The sequence below is a fragment of the Pseudomonas sp. IzPS59 genome (assembly GCF_014863505.1).
Lineage (GTDB): Bacteria > Pseudomonadota > Gammaproteobacteria > Pseudomonadales > Pseudomonadaceae > Aquipseudomonas > Aquipseudomonas kribbensis.
Genome location: NZ_CP062251.1, coordinates 1030574 through 1050153, shown reverse-complemented (window position 1 = coordinate 1050153; position 19580 = coordinate 1030574). Strand labels below are relative to the sequence as shown.

Here is a 19580-nt window from a genome sequence, read left to right as displayed (position 1 = left end):
TTCAGTGGACTCCATGGTGATGTTGGGCTGGGGCGCGGCGCGCATTGCCGGTGTCCGGGTGCAACAGACGCTGGGTGCGCGGGTATTCGCCGTGTTCGCTGATGAAATTGAGCAGCTCGACGTAGGTCTTGCTGCTCTGGCGCAACGCCGCTTCACGCAGGGCCGGACGCAGGCGCTCGTTCTGCATGGTCTGCAACAGGCGCTGATGGATCGCACAGAGGTATTCGGCACTCTCCTCCGGCTGGTTCAAGCGCAGATGCAGGTCGGCCAGGTTGTGATGGGAAATGACGCAGGCCGCCACCGCTTCGTCTGCATCGGCCCAGCGCTCGAACAGCACTTGCGCCAAAGCGAGGGCTTGCAGATAAGCCTCGCGGGCGTCGATCAACTCGCCCAGCATGAAGCAGCGATTGGCCCGTTCGATCGTACGTTTCCAGTGCTCCATGATGAGCCTCCAAAGCGGTTGCAGTGTTTACACGCCGCCGGCGGTGAGTTTCTCGGGATTGAGCAACTCTTCCAGCTGGCTGCGCGACAGATCGGTGTGTTCCAGCGCGACGTCGATCACCGGACGGCCCTGTTTGTAGGCCTGCTTGGCGATTTCGGCGGCTTTCTGGTAACCGATGATCGGGTTGAGTGCGGTGACCAGAATCGGGTTGCGCGACAGCGCTTCCTTGAGGCGCGATTCGTTGACCTTGAAGCTGGCAATCGCCTTGTCACCCAGCAGACGGCTGGAGTTGGCCAGCAACTCGATGCTGCTCAACAGGTTCTGGGCGATGATCGGCAGCATCACGTTCAGTTCGAAATTGCCCGACTGACCGGCAATGGTGATCACCGAGTCATTGCCGATCACTTGCGCGGCAACCATGGCGGTAGCTTCCGGAATCACCGGATTGACCTTGCCCGGCATGATCGACGAACCCGGTTGCAGGCCTTCCAGCTCGATTTCGCCAAGGCCGGCGAGCGGGCCGGAGTTCATCCAGCGCAGGTCGTTGGCGATTTTCATCAACGACACGGCGGTGGCCTTGAGCTGGCCCGACACGGCCACGGCGGTGTCCTGCGAACCGATCAGGGCGAACAGATTCTTGCCCGGCGTGAACTGAACGTTGGTCAACTGACTGAGCTGGCGGCTGAAACGCGCGGCGAATTCCGGATGCGCGTTGATCCCGGTGCCGACCGCCGTTCCGCCCTGGGCCAGGGATTGCAGGCTTGGCAGCAAGTCCTGCAGATGACCGATATTGGCCTTGAGCTGTTGCGCCCAACCGTTGAGTACCTGACTCATGCGCACCGGCATGGCATCCATCAAGTGAGTACGGCCGGTCTTGACGTGGTGATGCACCTGCTCGGCCTTGCGCTCGATCACTTGCACCAGATGCAGCAGCGCCGGCAGCAGTTGTTCATGCAGGGCCAGCGCCGCACTGACGTGGATGGTGGTCGGGATGATGTCGTTGCTGCTCTGCCCGCAGTTGACGTGATCGTTGGCATTCACTGGCTCGTCGAGCAGGCGGCTGGCCAGGGTGGCAATCACTTCGTTGGCGTTCATGTTGGAGCTGGTGCCGGAACCGGTCTGGAAGATATCCACCGGGAAATGCTGCATGAAGTCGCCTTCCAGCAGCCCCTGGGCAGCGTCGCTGATGGCTTTGCCTTGAGCGGCGCTGAGCTGATTGAGTTCGACGTTGGCCCGGGCGGCAGCGGCTTTTGCCAGGATCAGCGCGCGGATGAACTGGGTCGGCATCGGCTTGCCGCTAATCGGGAAGTTATCCACTGCGCGCTGGGTCTGCGCGCCGTAGAGAGCGTCCACCGGCACCTGCAGTTCGCCCATGCTGTCGCGCTCAATACGTGTCTTGGTCATCTGAAAATCCTTGCACCAGTTCAATAAGAGGAATGGAGGGTTGCAACTCGCAGGTGGCGAGCTGCCAGGTGTAGCTTTGCCAGCGTTTGAGCCGGCATTTGCACAGCGACAGGCGTTCCATTTCACGCAGTGGGCGCCAAGCCTGATCGAGACAGAGGCTGCGCCAGTGCCACGGCAACGCGATGTCGGTAGCCGTGTCGAGCAGCAGACGGAAAGAGGTTTCAGCGACGGTCCAGGGCGAGGTCGCCGTGCAGCAGGCCAGATACCGGCCTTCGGCCAGATAGTGTTCAATCAGACGCGGTTCGTCGGGATCCATGGCGCAACGGATCTGGCGGCTCATCCAGCGCCAGCTTTCGAGGTACGGCTGCTCGTGCAAGGCAGAACTCATGATCCTGGGCTCATCCGATAATGAGATTTATTATTAGATGATAATGAGAACCAAAACAAGAGTAGCTTTTTTAGCTGCCCCGACCAGCTCAAACAAATTCCGGACACAAAAAAGGCGCGCCACCCAATCGGGTGGCGCGCCTTTTTGTATTGGCCCGGGCTTAGCTGCCGGCGACAGTCATCCGCTCGATCAACACCGAACCGGTGCGAATGTTGCTGCGCAGTTCCAGATCGTTACCGACTGCGACGATCTGCTTGAACATGTCACGCATGTTGCCGGCGATGGTCACTTCCTGCACCGCGAACTGGATTTCACCGTTCTCGACCCAGAAACCCGCCGCACCGCGCGAGTAATCGCCTGTCACCATGTTCAGGCCATGGCCCATCAACTCGGTGACCAGCAGGCCACGCCCCATGCGCCGCAGCAGTGCGGCCTGATCTTCATCGCCATGAGTGACGAACAGGTTGTGCACCCCGCCGGCGTTGGCGGTGCTCGGCATGCCGAGTTTGCGCCCGGAATAAGTGCCGAGGATGTACGACACCAATTCGCCCTTCTCGACGAACGGTTTGGCATAGGTCGCCAGACCGTCACCGTCATACGACGCACTGCCCATGGCACGCATCAGGTGCGGGCGCTCGTCGATGGTCAGCCATTCAGGGAACAGCTTCTGCCCCAGCGTGCCTTCAAGGAAGGACGATTTGCGGTACAGGCTACCGCCGGAAATCGCCGACAGGAAACTGCCGAACAACCCGCCCGCCAGCTCGGCGGAAAACAGCACCGGAACCTCACAGGTCGGCACCGGACGCGCGCCCAGACGGCTCGCGGCACGCTGTGCGGCACGCTGACCGATGCTCACCGGGTCGGCCAGCAAACTGCCCTGGCGATTCACGTCGTACCAGTAATCACGCTGCATCTGGCCATCGGCCTCGGCGATCATCACGCAGCTCAAGCTGTGCCGGGTCGACGCATAACCTCCGATGAAACCGTGGCTGTTGCCGTACACGCGGCAGCCCTGATGAGTGCTCAACGTGGTGCCATCGGCGTTCTTGATGCGGGCATCGGCGTCGAACGCGGCGGCTTCGCAGAGCAATGCTTTCTCGATGGCCTGTTCCGGAGTGATGTCCCATTGGTGGAACAGGTCGAAATCCTGAATATCCCTGGCCATCAGCGCGGCATCGGCCAGTCCCGAGGCTTCGTCTTCGGACGTGTGCTTGGCAATCGCCAGCGCCGCAGCAACGGTTTCGCGAATCGCATCCGGCCCGGTGGCGGACGTGCTGGCCGAGCCCTTGCGCTGGCCGACATACAAGGTGATGCCAAAGCCCTGGTCGCGGTTGAACTCGACCGTTTCGACTTCACGCTGACGCACCGAGGTCGACAGGCCCTGCTCCAGCGATACCGCCACTTCGCAGGCACTGGCACCCTGACGCTTGGCTTCGGCGATGATCTGCTCGACCTGTTCCTGCAGTGCCGGCAATGCCTGTGGGCCGACGCTTTCAACTGCACTCATGCTCATCTCCACTCAAATTCTGCTTTCGGCTGGGGCCTTCGAGCGACCGGGCCGGACAAGCGGCCCCCGACTGGTTATCATGGCGGCGTTTCTTTGCGGACTGCCACCATGGTTGATTCTTACGACGACTCCCTCGATACGGGAGAAAAAAGCAAATCCCAGGTCAAACGCGAGCTGCATGCTCTGGTTGACCTTGGCGAGCGCCTTACAACGCTCAAGCCCGACTTGCAGGCGAAACTGCCACTGACCGACGCTTTGCGCCGGGCCCTGGCCGATGCGCCCAAGCACACCGCGAACATCGCGCGTAAACGGCACTTGCAGTTCATCGGCAAACTGATGCGCGATCAGGACACTGACGCGATTCTCACCCTGCTCGATCAACTCGATGCCTCTACCCGTCAGTACAACGAGCGTTTCCACAACCTCGAACGCTGGCGTGACCGCTTGATCAGCGGTGACGATGCCGTGCTGGAGAAATTCGTCGTCGAGTACCCGGACGCCGACCGCCAGCAACTGCGTTCCCTGATCCGTCAGGCCCAGCACGAGGTTGCGCATAACAAGCCTCCTGCCTCGAGCCGTAAAATCTTCAAGTACATCCGTGAGCTGGACGAGACTCAACGCGGTCTGCGTTGATATTCGCCACCGGGTGGCCGCACTGCGCGCCACCCGAAGCTCCATCCCTTCTTACGCGCCCGTGCCACCCACGGTGATCGCATCGATTTTCAGCGTCGGCTGACCCACGCCCACTGGCACCGACTGCCCGTCCTTGCCGCATGTGCCCACACCGCTGTCCAGCGCCAGGTCGTTACCGACCATCGACACCCGGCTCATCGCTTCCGGGCCGTTGCCGATCAACGTCGCGCCCTTGACCGGCGCGGTGATCTTGCCGTCCTCGATCAGGTAAGCCTCGCTGGTGGAGAACACGAACTTGCCGCTGGTGATGTCAACCTGACCGCCACCGAGGTTGGCGCAGTAGATGCCTTTCTTCACCGACGCGATGATTTCCGCAGGATCGCTCTGGCCGCCCAGCATGTAGGTGTTGGTCATCCGTGGCATCGGCAGGTGTGCGTAGGATTCGCGACGACCGTTGCCGGTGCGGGCCACGCCCATCAGACGCGCATTGAGCTTGTCCTGCATGTAGCCCTTGAGCACGCCGTTTTCGATCAGCGTGGTGCACTCGGTCGGCGTGCCTTCGTCGTCGACGCTCAGGGAACCGCGACGACCGGCCAACGTGCCGTCATCGACGATGGTGCAGAGCTTGGATGCAACCATCTCGCCCATGCGCCCGCTATAGGCCGAGCTGCCCTTGCGGTTGAAATCGCCCTCCAGACCGTGGCCGACCGCTTCGTGCAGCAGCACGCCGGACCACCCCGAGCCCAGGACGACCGGCAAGGTGCCAGCCGGTGCCGGAATCGCTTCCAGGTTCACCAGCGCCTGACGCAACGCTTCACGGGCGTAGCCCATGGCGCGGTCTTCGGCGAGGAAATAACGGTAGTCGGTACGCCCGCCGCCGCCATGGCCACCACGTTCGCGACGACCGTTCTGCTCGACGATCACGCTGACATTGAAACGCACCAGCGGACGCACATCGGCCGCCAGGCCGCCGTCGGTCGAAGCCACCAGAATCCGCTCCCAGACCCCGGCCATGCTCACACTGACCTGCTGGATACGCGGGTCGAGGGCGCGGGTGGCAACGTCGATGCGCTTGAGCAGTTCGACTTTTTCGGCGCGGCTCAGCACTTCCAGCGGGTTGTCCGGCGCATACAACTGAGCAACGTCCTGGGTGCTGAACGCCTGCACGGTGCCGTTCTGCCCGGCGCGGGAAATCGAACGGGCCGCACGGGCCGCCGCGCCGAGGGCTTCAAGGGTGATCGCGTTGCTGTAGGCAAAACCGGTTTTTTCCCCGGACTGCGCACGCACACCGACACCCTGGTCGAGGTTGAAACTGCCTTCCTTGACGATGCCGTCTTCCAGCGACCAGGACTCGGAAATCTGCCCCTGGAAATACAGGTCGGCCGCATCGATGCCTGGACCCGCCAGATCACCGAGCACGCCTTGCAGGCTCTCGATCGTCACGCCGCCGGGCGCCAACAGGTGATCACTGACTGAGGACAACAACTCGCTCATAGGTTTTACGCCTTAAATTCGTGTTCTGAAGCAGGTCGCTGTGCGCCCTGCGAAAAAAACCGCCGATGACCGGTCACCGGCATTCGCGCCCGGATGGACGCCTGTTCGTCACTGTCGCGTTCGGCCAGCAATACGGCTTCGCCTTGTTCCTGCTGCGCCAGAACGCGGCCCCACGGATCGATAATCGCCCCGTGGCCAAAGGTTTCCCGTGGCCCCGGATGCGTCCCGCCCTGGGCTGCCGCCAGCACGTAGCACTGGGTTTCAATCGCCCGTGCCCGGATCAACACATCCCAGTGCGCCGCACCGGTCACCGCAGTGAAGGCCGACGGAGCGGTAATCAATTCAGCCCCGGCTGCACGCAATTCGCTGTACAGCTCCGGGAAGCGCAGGTCGTAACACACCGTCAGGCCTAGCCGGCCGACCGGTGTGTCCGCCACAACCACGTTACTGCCATAAGCATAGTCATCGGATTCGCGGTAACGCCCACGATTGTCCGCCACGTCCACATCGAACAGATGCAACTTGTCATAGCGGGCAACGATTTCGCCCTGATCGTCCACCAGCAACGAGCAGGCATTTGACTTCGCCTCGGGTTGCCCCGCCGGCGGTAACGGCAAGGTGCCGGCCACTATCCATAACTTGAGGTCGCGGGCGGTCTGTTTCAACCACGGCAGGATCGGACCTTCACCAAGCGCTTCGGCACGGCCGATATCGGCGATATCGCGCCGCCCCATGGCGGCGAAGTTTTCCGGCAGCACCGCCAGCTTCGCGCCGGCGTTGGCCGCTTGTTCGAGCAAACGCCGGGCATCGCGCAGATTGGCCAGCACGTCGCTCTGGCTGACCATTTGAATCACCGCAAAAGACATGGCGAACTCCGCAAGAGGTAGGCAGCCATGCTACTCCATCGGTTTGCGGCCTGGCTGATCAAAAAGGCTTGTCGAAGGTGATTTTCGGCTCTTTCCACGGGCCTTTGACGGTGTATTTGACGCTGGCGAACCGCGCCACGCGATCACCGATCAGTTTGTCGATCAGGAACAGCGCGCCGCCGACCGCCGGTGCACCGACGATCAGTGCGGCAATCGGCAGGTTGTTGGTCACCGGCAGGGTCACCAGCAATTTGGCGTCGACCTGATCGCCGACCAGATCCAGCGTGCCGTTCAGCTCAATGTTGCTCGACGGCCCGGTCAGTTTGATCGGCTCCTGCGTCACATACACGCCGTTGTTCGCCACCAGCAGCCCCTTGACCCGGTCATAGCTCAAGCCTTTGCCGAACAGGTCGGAAAAGTCGAGACGCAGACGCCGGCCGATGGAGTTGAAGTTGAGCAGACCGAACACCCGCAGCGCCTGGGCGCCGCCCTCGACCTCGACGAACTGGCCCTTGTTCAGCGACGCATCGAGCGTGCCGGAGAAGCGCTTGGTCGCCAGCCATGCCGGCGAGCCCGGCCAGCGGCCATCGACATCCATATGGAATTCTTCACTGGTCACGCTCGGCGCAAAGCCCCAGCCCTTGAGCACATCGGCGAGATTCTTGCCGCCGATCCGGCCCTTGTACCAACTGCTGGTGGCACCGGGTGTCCCCTCCCAGCCACCGCTGCCCTGCAACAGAATGCCTTTGAGGCCCATGTCCAGATTGTTCAGGGCGATACCTTTGGCCGTCGGCCGGACTTTCAGCGACCAGCCACCGACCAGATCCTGGCCCTGGAACAGCTGATTGATGGTGATATCGAGCGCCGGGATTTTGGTCGGATCGACCGAGGCCAGCGGGTCAGGTGCGTTCTCGTCGGCCTGCACCGTCGGGTCCGGCGCCGGCAGGCGAACATATTGCAGGCTCACCACAATCGGCGCGGCCTTGGCGTCTGGAATGGCTGCGGTGCCTTTGGCCTGCTGACTGTCGAGGGCCAGGGCCCAGGCGCCGGGCTTGCGATCCAGTTGCACCGCTGCCTGATCCAGCGTAGTGCCGAAGGCCGTCAGCTTGCCGACCTTGAAGTCCGCGCTGCTGAGCAGTTGCTTGGCGCTGCCGCCCGGGTCCTGACCGGCGTACTTGTCCACCAGATCCTGCCAGGGCTTGACGTCCAGCTCCGACAACACACCGCGTATGCGCAAGCCTTTGTTGCCCGGCAATACCGCTTCACCAGCGCCGAGGAACAACTCGCCACGACCATCGGCGAAATTGCTCGGTGGTGCGGCGAACGTGAAATTGGCCAGTTGATCGTAATTGACCCAGTAACGCCGCTCCTGCCCTTGCAACGTCATGCGGAACACCGTGTCACGTCCGACATCGGCGGTCATGCCGAACGGCGCAGGCAGATCCACCGCCACGCCCTTCATACTGGAGCTGACCATCAATTGACTGTCGGCACCGTCCAGATTCACTTGCAACTGGTAAGGAATCGTCCCGGACACCGGCAATGGCTGAGTCACGCCGAGCCAGTCAGTGAGTTTCTTGACCTCGACCTGCCCCGACGCCGCCACCCGGGTCTTGAGCTTGCCCGGGCCGCCGTCTGCAAAGATCTGCGCGGTGACCGGTTTGTCGAAGGCCCGGGCGCTGATGTTCTGCCCGCTCAGGCCCTTGGCGCTGTCAAAACGGAAATCCCCCTTGAGCTGGCTCAATTCCAGCTTGGGCTCGGCCAGCTTCAATCGCGCATTGGCGGTTTTGAAGTCCACGAGGATCTTCGGCTGATCGCCCTTGGCCAACGGCACATCCAGTTTGAGTTTACCTTGCAGGTCGCCCTCGCCTTCCCAGCCGGCGAAGGTGTCGGCGGTGCCGATCGGCGCTTCCTGGAGAATCTTCAAGCCATCGCCCAGGCCGCCGGCAAATGCGCCGTCGAGGAACATATGGCTGTGCTCGCCACTCGGCACATGGGGAATATTGACGAAGACGTCGCTGACCTGGGTGTCGAGTAACTGCCCCTTGCTGGCGACGATGCGCACACCGCTGTCCTCGATGAACACATCGCCGCTGACCTTGCTCACGTGCGGCCAGCCTGGCTGGAACGCCAGTTCGGCGTCGTGCACCTTGAAGAACAGGCTGATGCTGCGGTCCGCATCTGCGGCGCCTTTGTTCAGGGAACCCTGATACTGGAAGAAGCCTTGATCCACCGCCCCTTTGAGAATCGCCGTGCGCAGCCATTCGTCGAGAGCCGGGCTCAGGACTTCCGGCAGGTATTTGGCGGTGTAGCGACCGTCGCCGTCCACCAGGCCGACCCGCAGGTCCATGTAGTCTTCCTGAGTGTGGTCGAAATGCAGGCGGATCAGGAAGTCGCCGGCAATCTTGCCCTCTTCGCCGAGCACCTTCAGGTACGGCGCGATCAGGGTGAAGCCTTCATTATCGAGCTTCCAGGTCAACCGGGCGTTCGCCTGAATGTATTGCCATGGTTTGGCGAAGATCGGATCGAGGTGCAGGACGAAGTCCTTGCTGTCCATGCGCAGCTCACCGCCGCCGAGGTTGCCGGTCAGGCTGCCGCTGACATTCCGTGCGGCCGGTGCGCCGTGATAGGCGTCGAAGCCGACTTGGTCGAGGTTGGCGGCGAAGCTGAATTTGCTGTCGTCGGTGGCGTTCGGGCGGAAATCCAGCAGTACGTTGCGCAAGCCACCGGTCACTTTCAAATGCTCGACGACAGTGGCAAAGCCTTGCGGCAGCGGGCCCAATGCATTGAGCAACGGAGTGATCGGCGTCAGATCGAGGCGATCGGCCTGCAGGTGCCAGAGCTCGTCAACCTTGTCGGTGGCGGCGGTCTGCTTGACCTGGACGCGGGACTCCCAACGGGTTTCACCAAAATTCATCGCCAGCGAATCGAGGGTGACGGTCGCGCCCTCTGCACTGCGCTGGAAGTAACCGTTGAGGGCCAGGTTGTTGATCCGGATCGGCTTGCGCTCGCCGTAGGCACCGTTGAGTTGTGGGGCGTTGAGGCGGATGGCGGCGCTTTGCAGCGCGCCCTCGCTCCAGTTGACCCACAGCTCGCCGCCGGCCTTGATCTCGGAGAAATTCCATTGCTGGGTCAGGCGCTCGGGCAACCATTTAGCCCAGTCGCTTTGCGGCAGGCTGACATAGCCGTCGACCGCACCGTCCTGCAACTGGTTGGCACGAATCCGCGTACGCAGGCTCAGTGCGACGGGCTGTCCGTCGGGCAAGGTCAACCGCGCGTCGAGGCGCTGGCGGTTGAGGCCGGTCTTGAGGTTGAGTCCGACATAGGTAAGGGTCAGCGGCGCCTGTTCCAGTGGCTGCAACGTCACCTGACTGTCGAGTACCGACAGTTGCTGGACCATTTGCATGCGGTTGAACAGTTGTTCGGGATCCATGGGCTGATCCTTCTGCACCGGCAAGCCTTCGAGCGCCCATTGGCCGTCCTCACCCTCCTTGAGGCTGATCTTCAGGCCGTTGAGTTCAAGATGCGCGATACGAACTTCCCGGGCCAACAGACTGGCCCACAGGTCCGGCACTGCGCGCACGTGATCCAGACGCAAAGCATTGGCGCCGTCGCCGACCATCACGTCGTGAGCCAGCAGGATCGGTGCGAAACCGCTCCAGTTACCCTCCAGCTCACCGATCTGCAGCGGCATGCCCAGGGCGGCGCTGGCCTTCTCTTCAATGTCGCCGCGATATTCGGCCACCAGTGGCGTGAGTTCCCGGCCGAGGCTGACGTACAACGCCATCAACACCAGAACCAACGCGCACAGGCCCAGACCCCAGCGAGTCAGTGCAGCCAAAATGCGTGTCAGACGGTCCATGTCAGTTGGCTCCCATGGCAAAAATACTGCAAAAAGCTGAGGCCAGCCGTTTCAGGAAAAAGGTGACGCAGGGGATCAGAGCAGCACCACGTCATATTGTTCCTGGGAATACATGGTTTCCACCTGGAAGCGTATGGTGCGCCCGATAAACCCTTCAAGCTCGGCGACGTTACCGGACTCTTCATCGAGCAGCCGGTCGACGACTTTCTGGTTCGCCAATACGCGATAACCCTCGGCCTGATAGGCCCGGGCCTCGCGCAGGATCTCGCGGAAAATCTCGTAGCAAATGGTTTCCGGCGTCTTCAGCTTGCCGCGCCCCTGACAACTGCTGCAAGGCTCGCACAGCACCTGTTCGAGGCTTTCGCGAGTCCGTTTGCGGGTCATCTGCACCAGACCCAGCTCGGTGATGCCGATGATGTTGGTCTTGGCGTGATCGCGTTCCAGCTGTTTTTCCAGGGTACGCAGAACCTGACGCTGGTGCTCTTCATCTTCCATGTCGATGAAGTCGATGATGATGATCCCGCCCAGATTGCGCAGGCGCATCTGCCGGGCAATCGCCGTCGCGGCTTCGAGGTTGGTCTTGAAGATGGTTTCTTCGAGATTGCGATGCCCGACGAACGCGCCGGTGTTGACGTCGATGGTGGTCATGGCTTCTGCCGGGTCCACCACCAGATAACCGCCGGACTTCAGCGGCACCTTGCGCTCCAGGGCTTTCTGGATTTCGTCTTCGACGCCGTACAGGTCGAAAATCGGCCGCTCGCCCGGATAATGTTCCAGACGGTCGGCGATCTCCGGCATCAGTTCGGCGACGAACTGCGTGGTTTTCTGAAAGGTTTCCCGGGAGTCGATGCGGATCTTCTCGATCTTCGGGCTGACCAGATCACGCAAGGTGCGCAGGGCCAGACCGAGGTCTTCGTAGATCACGCTGGGTGCGCCGATGGTCTTGATCTGTTCGTTGATCTGATCCCACAGGCGGCGCAGGTAGCGGATGTCCATCAGGATTTCATCGGCCCCGGCGCCTTCGGCGGCGGTGCGCAGAATAAAACCACCGGCCTCCTTGATGCCTTCTTTGGCCACACAATCGCTGACCACCTGTTTCAGGCGTTCGCGCTCGGCTTCGTCTTCGATCTTCAGGGAAATGCCGACGTGGGCGGTGCGCGGCATGTACACCAGATAGCGCGACGGGATCGACAATTGCGTGGTCAACCGCGCTCCCTTGGAGCCGATCGGGTCCTTGGTGACTTGCACCACCAGGCTCTGGCCTTCATGCACCAGCGCGCTGATGCTTTCCACGGCCGGGCCTTCGCGCAGGGAAATTTCCGAAGCGTGGATGAATGCCGCACGGTCCAGGCCGATGTCGACGAATGCCGCCTGCATTCCCGGCAGTACCCGCACGACCTTGCCTTTATAGATGTTGCCGACGATCCCGCGTTTTTGCGTGCGCTCGACGTGTACTTCTTGCAGCACACCGTTTTCGACCACCGCCACGCGCGATTCCATCGGCGTGATGTTGATCAGAATCTCTTCACTCATGGCAGGGTCTCGTTCAGGCATGTTCACGATAATGGCCGCATCTTGTTCCGTTCGACGCTTACTGCGCACTCAGGTTTTGCCAACAGGGTATGCCGAAATGGCCGAGCAGTTCTGCGCTTTCGCACACCGGCAAACCGACCACAGCTGAATAGCTGCCGTTGAGACCGGCGACGAACACTGCGCCCAGTCCTTGAATGCCGTAACCGCCGGCCTTGTCCCGAGGCTCGCCGCTGGCCCAGTAGGCGGCGGCTTCTTCGCGGCTGATCGCCCGGAACCGTACCAGACTGCGCACCACTTGCGACTCGCAGCGCTCACCGTCAAGCACGGCGATGGCGGTCAGCACTTCGTGCTCCTTGCCGGACAACATCATCAGCATGGCGCATGCGTCGGCTTCGTCCACCGGTTTGCCGAGAATTTTGCCGTCCAGCACCACAGCGGTATCGGCGCCCAACACGCAAAACGGTTTATCGCTGACGACAGAGCGCCGCCCGGCCTCGGCCTTGCCGCGCGCCAGGCGCTCGACATAGGCCGATGGGGATTCATTGGCGAAAGGAGTTTCATCGATATCCGCACTGATGGCGGTGAACGGAACGCCGATCTGCGTAAGCAATTCACGCCGACGCGGCGATCCGGAGGCGAGGTAAAGCGGCTTCATCCAAACATCTCCCTGTTGAGTGCCCTGCCTCATGGCACCGGTGGGGGCCCATGCCTGACCGAATCAGTTGATTTTGTAGCGCCGGCGCAATCCACGCAAAGCGAAGCTGACCCAAGGCCAGAGCAAGGCGCTGACCAGTGCCGGCAGTACCAGCGCCAGGGTCGGCTGGCGATTGCCGGTCAGGGCGCTGAGCCACAATTGCACAAGCTGCGCGAGGCCGAAGATCACCAGGATCACCAGGCACTGCTGCCACATCGGGAACATCCGCAAACGCTGTTGCAATGACAGCACCAGGAACGTGATCAACGTCAGGATCAAGGCGTTCTGTCCCAGCAGCGTGCCGTACAGCACGTCTTCAGCCAGCCCGAGGCAAAACGCGGTGACCATGCCGACCTTTTGCGGCAGGGCCAATGCCCAGAATGCCAGGAGCAGTGCCAGCCACAGCGGGCGCAGGATTTCCATGAATTGCGGGAGCGGCGACACGCTGAGCAGCATGCCGATCAGAAATGTCAGCCAGACGATCCAGCCGTTTCGGGAGGCTTTGACACCGACCATTATTCTCGTCCCCCAGTGGTGGCCGGCGCAGTGACAGGCGGTTTGGCGGCCGGCCGTGCGTTGGCAGGCTGAGCGGCTGGCGGTTTGGTGGCTGCCGGCGTCGCTGCGGGTGGTTTGGCTGGCGGCTTGCTCGCGGCGGGTTTGGCCGGCGTAGCAGCAGCGGGTGCAGCGGCAGGTGTGCCCGACGCAGCCGGAGCCTGAGCCGGTGTATTCACCGTTTTCGGCACCGTGGCCGGAATGATCGGGCCACCACCAAACGCATCAAGATTTTCCTGAGCCTGCGCCGCATCGTTGGCACGCTCTTCAGCCGTACGATTGTCGCTGAACACCAGCAACAGGTAGCGGCTGCGGTTCAGCGCTGCAGTCGGCACGGCGCGGACAATGGCGAATGGCTGGCCGGAATCGTGGATCACTTCCTTGACCGTCGCCACCGGGTAACCGGCCGGGAAGCGCTGGCCAAGGCCGGAGCTGACCAGCAGATCACCTTCCTTGACATCGGCGGTGTCGGCCACATGACGCAGCTCCAGACGCTCAGGGTTACCGGTGCCGCTGGCAATCGCCCGCAGACCGTTACGGTTCACCTGCACAGGAATGCTGTGGGTCGAGTCGGTCAGCAGCAGGACACGGGAGGTATACGGCATCAATTCGACCACCTGCCCCATCAGGCCACGCGCATCGAGCACCGGCTGACCGAGCACCACGCCGTCGCGCTCACCTTTATTGATGATGATGCGATGAGTGAAAGGGTTGGGGTCCATGCCGATCAGCTCGGCCACTTCGACCTTTTCGTTGACCAGCGCGGAGGAATTGAGCAACTCGCGCAGACGGACGTTCTGCTCGGTGAGGGCGGCAAGCTTCTGCATGCGACCCTGCAACAGCAGGTTCTCGGTCTTGAGTTTTTCGTTTTCGGCGACCAGCTCGGTGCGGCTGCCGAACTGACTGGCGACACCTTCCCACAGCCTGCCGGGCAGGTCAGTGATCCAGTAAGCGTCCATCAGCACCAGCGACATCTGGCTGCGGGCAGGCTTGAGCAGGCTGAAACGGGCATCGACCACCATCAGCGCGACCGACAGCACGGCCAGCACCAACAAGCGCACGCCCAGTGAGGGGCCCTTGGCGAAAAGCGGTTTAATAGGCCGCTCCTCCCAGGCAAATGTTCTGTTTATTCATACGGCATCAAACCGGCCTGGATGAAGACTGACAGAAGATAAACGCCAACAGGCAGCACTGCAAAGTGCTGCCTGCGCGCTCACCCACGTATTGCACCCGGCGACTTATTCGCTGGAGAGCAGGTCCATGGTGTGCTTGTCCATCATTTCCAGTGCACGGCCACCGCCGCGAGCAACACAGGTCAGCGGATCTTCGGCAACGATCACCGGCAGACCGGTTTCCTGGGCCAGCAACTTGTCGAGGTCACGCAGCAGCGCGCCACCACCGGTCAGCACCAGGCCACGCTCGGCGATGTCGGAAGCCAGTTCCGGCGGCGATTGCTCCAGGGCGCTTTTCACGGCCTGAACGATGGTGGCCAGGGACTCTTGCAGAGCTTCCAGCACTTCGTTGGAGTTCAGGGTGAATGCGCGTGGAACGCCTTCGGCCAGGTTGCGACCGCGAACGTCGACTTCGCGAACTTCGCCGCCCGGGTAGGCCGTGCCGATTTCCTGCTTGATGCGCTCTGCAGTCGACTCGCCGATCAGGCTGCCGTAGTTGCGGCGCACGTAGGTGATGATCGCTTCGTCAAAGCGGTCGCCGCCAACGCGTACGGATTCGGCATAGACCACGCCGTTCAGGGAGATCAGCGCGATTTCGGTGGTACCACCACCGATATCCACGACCATCGAGCCGCGAGCTTCTTCAACCGGCAGGCCGGCACCGATCGCGGCAGCCATCGGCTCTTCGATCAGGAACACTTCACGGGCACCGGCGCCAAGGGCCGATTCACGGATGGCGCGACGCTCAACCTGGGTGGACTTGCATGGAACGCAGATCAGCACACGAGGGCTGGGCTGCAGGAAGCTGTTTTCGTGAACCTTGTTGATAAAGTATTGCAGCATCTTTTCGCAGACGCTGAAGTCGGCGATCACGCCGTCCTTCATCGGACGAATGGCAGCAATGTTGCCCGGCGTACGGCCAAGCATGCGCTTCGCTTCGGTGCCGACAGCAACGACACTTTTCTGGTTACCGTGTGTCCGAATGGCCACAACCGATGGCTCATTCAGGACGATACCGCGCTCGCGCACGTAAATAAGGGTGTTGGCAGTGCCCAGGTCAATGGAAAGATCGCTGGAAAACATGCCACGCAGTTTCTTGAACATGGGAAAGGGACCCTAGGCAACGCGTGGGTAAAAAAGTGCGGCAAACTCTAACAACGACAGGGATTTTGGGCAAGGCGCCAATATGTTAAATTGGCCGCTTTTCTGTGCACCAAGCCCCACAATCGCGGCCTTATGACCGTAGAAGTGCGGTAGTGTTCCGACAATCTAACACACGGACGCCGTCCGTCCTGTTTTCCACTGGAGAAACCCGATGGCGCTAGAACGCTCCGACGTGGAAAAAATCGCGCATCTGGCCAGCCTTGGCCTGAATGACGCCGATCTTCCACACATCACTTCGGCCCTCAACAGCATTCTCGGGCTGGTCGACGAAATGCAGGCGGTCAATACCGACGGTATCGAGCCGCTGGCCCACCCGCTGGAAGCCAGTCAGCGCCTGCGCGCCGACGTCGTGACCGAAAGCAATAACCGCGAGGCTTATCAGTCCATCGCACCAGCGGTCGAAAACGGCCTGTATCTGGTTCCGAAAGTCATCGACTAAAGGGAAAGAGCCTGCAATGCATCAAATGACTCTGGCCGAGATCGCCCGCGGTCTCGCCGATAAAAAGTTTTCCTCCGAAGAGCTGACCAAGGTCCTGCTGGCGCGCATTACCCAGCTCGATCCGCAGCTCAACAGTTTCATCAGCCTCACCGAAGAGCTGGCCCTCGAGCAGGCGAAAGCCGCCGACGCGCGCCGGGCCAACGGTGAGAGCGGCGCCCTGCTCGGTGCGCCGATCGCCCACAAAGACCTGTTCTGCACCCAGGGCATCCGCACCAGCTGCGGCTCGAAGATGCTCGACAACTTCAAGGCTCCATACGACGCCACCGTGGTGTCGAAGCTGGCCGCCGCCGGTACCGTGACCCTGGGCAAGACCAACATGGACGAATTCGCCATGGGTTCTGCCAACGAGTCGAGCTGGTACGGCGCGGTGAAAAACCCGTGGAACCTGGAACACGTACCGGGCGGTTCGTCCGGTGGTTCGGCGGCGGCAGTTGCCGCTCGTCTGTTGCCAGCCGCTACGGCCACCGACACCGGCGGCTCGATCCGCCAGCCGGCCGCGTTCACCAACCTCACCGGCCTGAAACCGACCTACGGTCGTGTTTCGCGCTGGGGCATGATCGCTTACGCCTCCAGCCTCGATCAGGGAGGTCCGCTGGCTCGTACTGCCGAAGACTGCGCGATTTTGTTGCAAGGTATGGCCGGCTTCGATCCGAACGACTCCACCAGCATCGATGAGCCGGTGCCGGACTACGCCGCCGGTCTGAATGGCTCGCTGCAAGGCCTGCGCATCGGCGTGCCGAAGGAATACTTCGGCGCCGGTCTCGACCCGCGCATCGCCGACCTGATCCAGAACAGCATCAAGGAGCTGCAGAAGCTCGGTGCCGTGATCAAGGAAATCAGCCTGCCGAACATGCAGCACGCGATTCCTGCGTACTACGTGATCGCCCCGGCAGAAGCCTCTTCCAACCTGTCGCGTTTCGACGGCGTGCGCTTCGGCCACCGCTGCGCAGACCCGAAGAACCTGGAAGACCTGTACAAGCGCTCCCGTGGCGAAGGCTTCGGTGCCGAAGTGCAGCGCCGGATCATGGTCGGTGCCTACGCGCTGTCCGCCGGGTACTACGACGCCTACTACCTGAAAGCGCAGAAGATCCGTCGCCTGGTGAAGAACGACTTCATGGCTGCCTTTAATGAAGTGGACATCATCCTCGGCCCGACCACGCCGAACCCGGCCTGGAAACTCGGCGCCAAGAACAGCGACCCGGTCGCTGCCTACCTGGAAGACGTCTACACCATCACCGCCAACCTCGCGGGCCTGCCGGGCCTGTCGATGCCGGCCGGTTTCGTCGACGGTCTGCCGGTCGGCGTGCAACTGCTCGCTCCGTATTTCCAGGAAGGCCGTTTGCTCAACGTTGCGCACCAGTATCAGTTGAACACTGACTGGCACACCCGCACCCCAACCGGCTTCTGAGGAGACACACATGCAATGGGAAGTCGTGATCGGGCTGGAGATTCACACCCAGCTCACCACCCGGTCGAAAATCTTTTCCGGTAGTTCCACCCAGTTCGGTTCCGAGCCGAACACCCAGGCCAGCCTGATCGACCTGGGCATGCCCGGCGTGCTGCCGGTGCTCAACCAGGAAGCGGTGCGCATGGCGGTGATGTTCGGTCTGGCGATTGACGCCGAGATCGGTCAGCACAACGTGTTCGCCCGCAAGAACTACTTCTACCCGGACCTGCCGAAGGGCTACCAGATCAGCCAGATGGAATTGCCGATCGTCGGCAAGGGCCACCTGGACATCGCCCTGGAAGACGGCACGGTCAAACGCGTCGGCATCACCCGCGCGCACCTGGAAGAAGACGCCGGCAAGAGCCTGCACGAAGAATTCAGCGGTGCCACCGGCATCGATCTGAACCGTGCCGGCACGCCGCTGCTGGAAATCGTGTCCGAACCTGACATGCGCAGCGCCAAGGAAGCCGTGGCCTACGTCAAGGCTATCCACGCGCTGGTGCGTTACCTGGGCATCTGCGACGGCAACATGGCCGAAGGCTCGCTGCGTTGCGACTGCAACGTGTCGATCCGTCCGAAAGGCCAGGTCGAGTTCGGCACCCGCTGCGAGATCAAGAACGTCAACTCGTTCCGTTTCATCGAGAAGGCGATCAACTCCGAGATCCAGCGTCAGATCGACCTGATCGAAGACGGCGGCAAAGTGATCCAGCAGACCCGTCTGTACGATCCGAACAAGGACGAAACCCGTCCGATGCGCAGCAAGGAAGAAGCCAACGACTACCGTTACTTCCCCGATCCGGACCTGTTGCCAGTGGTCATCGAGGACTCGTTCCTCAATGACGTGCGCGCCACCCTGCCGGAACTGCCACCGCAAAAACGCGAGCGTTTCCAAAGTGCCTTCGGTCTGTCGGCCTACGACGCCAACGTGCTGGCCACCAGCCGTGAACAGGCGGACTACTTCGAGAAAGTCGCGAGCATTGGCGGCGACGCCAAACTGGCGGCGAACTGGGTGATGGTCGAGTTGGGCAGCCTGCTCAACAAACAGAACCTGGACATCGAGGATTCGCCGGTTTCCGCCGAGCAACTGGGCGGCATGCTGCAGCGCATCAAGGACAACACCATCTCCGGCAAGATCGCCAAGGTGGTGTTCGAAGCGATGGCCAACGGCGAAGGCAGCGCAGACGAGATCATCGAAAAGCGCGGCCTGAAGCAGGTTACCGACACCGGCGCCATCTCGGCGGTACTGGACGAAATGCTCGCGGCCAACGCCGAGCAGGTCGAGCAATACCGTGCGGCAGACGAAGCCAAGCGCGGCAAGATGTTCGGTTTCTTCGTCGGTCAGGCCATGAAAGCCTCCAAGGGCAAGGCCAACCCGCAGCAAGTGAACGAACTGCTGAAAAGCAAGCTCGAAGGCTGATGAAAATGGGGCCAGCTCCAACGCCTGGCTCCATTCCCTGTGGGAGCCGGCAGGCTGGCTCCCACATCTGTTTTCGGGAAACCTTTGAATGAAGCGTCTATTCATCAGTTGCGCCCTGCTTTCCCTGCTGGCCGGTTGCGCCAGTACCGACACCATCGACCCGCACGGTTACGACCAGACCGGCGTCGCCTCCTATTACGGAGCCAAACACCACGGTAAACGCACCGCCAGCGGCGAAGCGTTCAACCAGAATTCCCTGACCGCCGCCCATCGCCAGTTGCCGTTCGGCACGCGGGTGAAGGTCACCAACCTGAAAAACGACAAATCCTGCGTGGTGCGTATCAACGACCGCGGGCCACACACCCGTGGGCGCATCATCGATGTTTCACGGGAAGCCGCCGAACGCCTCGGCATGATTGGCAGCGGCACGGCACGAGTTCGCGTGCAGGCCCTCGACGACTGATGGAGCGCCCGCCATTTTCGGACTGACCGATTTACCGTTGATC

The 19580-nt window shown here is 61.7% G+C and carries 17 protein-coding genes; 5 read left to right on the top strand and 12 right to left on the bottom strand.

Annotation, left to right across the window (positions count from 1 at the left end):
• Nucleotide 1: 1 nt before the first annotated feature.
• The 4 genes from IF189_RS04515 to pmbA form a co-directional block, all read right to left on the bottom strand.
• Entirely contained in the window at nt 2-442 is a 441-nt protein-coding gene (locus IF189_RS04515) for a hypothetical protein (protein WP_134825498.1), read from the bottom strand.
• A gap of 27 nt (nt 443-469) precedes the next feature.
• On the bottom strand, nt 470-1846 hold the full coding sequence (locus IF189_RS04510; RefSeq protein ID WP_134825497.1) for a class II fumarate hydratase: 1377 nt from the start codon (nt 1844-1846) through the stop codon (nt 470-472).
• Nucleotides 1827-2234: a FagA protein gene (locus tag IF189_RS04505; RefSeq protein ID WP_085711791.1), complete on the bottom strand. Its 408-nt coding sequence runs from the start codon at nt 2232-2234 to the stop codon at nt 1827-1829. The genes IF189_RS04510 and IF189_RS04505 overlap by 20 nt, the downstream gene beginning before the upstream one ends.
• A gap of 160 nt (nt 2235-2394) precedes the next feature.
• A complete protein-coding gene (gene pmbA, locus IF189_RS04500; protein WP_114881423.1) occupies nt 2395-3741 on the bottom strand; it encodes a metalloprotease PmbA in 1347 nt (448 codons plus the stop codon).
• Nucleotides 3742-3849: 108 nt separating this feature from the next.
• Here pmbA and yjgA point away from each other — a divergent pair, with 108 nt between their 5' ends.
• Nucleotides 3850-4374 carry a ribosome biogenesis factor YjgA gene (gene yjgA / locus IF189_RS04495; protein ID WP_085711793.1) on the top strand — a complete coding sequence of 175 codons (525 nt, stop codon included), beginning with the start codon at nt 3850-3852 and terminating at the stop codon, nt 4372-4374.
• Nucleotides 4375-4425: 51 nt separating this feature from the next.
• Here the strand turns inward: yjgA and tldD are convergent, their stop codons facing one another.
• The 8 genes from tldD to mreB form a co-directional block, all read right to left on the bottom strand.
• On the bottom strand, nt 4426-5868 hold the full coding sequence (gene tldD / locus IF189_RS04490) for a metalloprotease TldD (protein WP_085711794.1): 1443 nt from the start codon (nt 5866-5868) through the stop codon (nt 4426-4428).
• Between the two features lie 5 nt (nt 5869-5873).
• Complete coding sequence (locus IF189_RS04485) at nt 5874-6734, bottom strand: carbon-nitrogen hydrolase family protein (RefSeq protein ID WP_192552900.1); 861 nt, start codon at nt 6732-6734, stop codon at nt 5874-5876.
• Nucleotides 6735-6792: 58 nt separating this feature from the next.
• On the bottom strand, nt 6793-10596 hold the full coding sequence (locus IF189_RS04480; RefSeq protein WP_192552899.1) for a YhdP family protein: 3804 nt from the start codon (nt 10594-10596) through the stop codon (nt 6793-6795).
• Between the two features lie 75 nt (nt 10597-10671).
• Nucleotides 10672-12129, bottom strand: coding sequence for a ribonuclease G (gene rng / locus IF189_RS04475; RefSeq protein WP_065260839.1), 1458 nt, complete (start codon nt 12127-12129; stop codon nt 10672-10674).
• A gap of 58 nt (nt 12130-12187) precedes the next feature.
• Entirely contained in the window at nt 12188-12784 is a 597-nt protein-coding gene (locus IF189_RS04470; RefSeq protein ID WP_192552898.1) for a Maf family protein, read from the bottom strand.
• A 63-nt stretch (nt 12785-12847) separates the two neighbouring features.
• Nucleotides 12848-13339 (bottom strand): rod shape-determining protein MreD, encoded by a 492-nt coding sequence (gene mreD / locus IF189_RS04465; protein WP_085711798.1) that lies wholly within the window; start codon nt 13337-13339, stop codon nt 12848-12850.
• Nucleotides 13339-14436 (bottom strand): rod shape-determining protein MreC, encoded by a 1098-nt coding sequence (gene mreC, locus IF189_RS04460; RefSeq protein WP_413038516.1) that lies wholly within the window; start codon nt 14434-14436, stop codon nt 13339-13341. Before mreC ends, mreD begins: the two co-directional genes overlap by 1 nt.
• Before the next feature lie 177 nt (nt 14437-14613).
• Nucleotides 14614-15651 carry a rod shape-determining protein MreB gene (mreB, locus tag IF189_RS04455; RefSeq protein WP_002555108.1) on the bottom strand — a complete coding sequence of 346 codons (1038 nt, stop codon included), beginning with the start codon at nt 15649-15651 and terminating at the stop codon, nt 14614-14616.
• A gap of 211 nt (nt 15652-15862) precedes the next feature.
• Between mreB and gatC the strand changes: the two genes are divergently transcribed.
• The 4 genes from gatC (at nt 15863) to IF189_RS04435 (ending at nt 19537) form a co-directional block, all read left to right on the top strand.
• Nucleotides 15863-16150 carry an Asp-tRNA(Asn)/Glu-tRNA(Gln) amidotransferase subunit GatC gene (gene gatC, locus IF189_RS04450; RefSeq protein WP_007953612.1) on the top strand — a complete coding sequence of 96 codons (288 nt, stop codon included), beginning with the start codon at nt 15863-15865 and terminating at the stop codon, nt 16148-16150.
• Between the two features lie 16 nt (nt 16151-16166).
• The gene (gatA, locus tag IF189_RS04445; RefSeq protein ID WP_192552897.1) at nt 16167-17618 is read left to right on the top strand and encodes an Asp-tRNA(Asn)/Glu-tRNA(Gln) amidotransferase subunit GatA; all 1452 of its coding nucleotides are present in this window, start codon (nt 16167-16169) and stop codon (nt 17616-17618) included.
• Between the two features lie 10 nt (nt 17619-17628).
• Nucleotides 17629-19074 carry an Asp-tRNA(Asn)/Glu-tRNA(Gln) amidotransferase subunit GatB gene (gatB, locus tag IF189_RS04440; protein WP_192552896.1) on the top strand — a complete coding sequence of 482 codons (1446 nt, stop codon included), beginning with the start codon at nt 17629-17631 and terminating at the stop codon, nt 19072-19074.
• A gap of 88 nt (nt 19075-19162) precedes the next feature.
• Nucleotides 19163-19537: a septal ring lytic transglycosylase RlpA family protein gene (locus IF189_RS04435; RefSeq protein ID WP_102619432.1), complete on the top strand. Its 375-nt coding sequence runs from the start codon at nt 19163-19165 to the stop codon at nt 19535-19537.
• Nucleotides 19538-19580 lie beyond the last annotated feature (43 nt).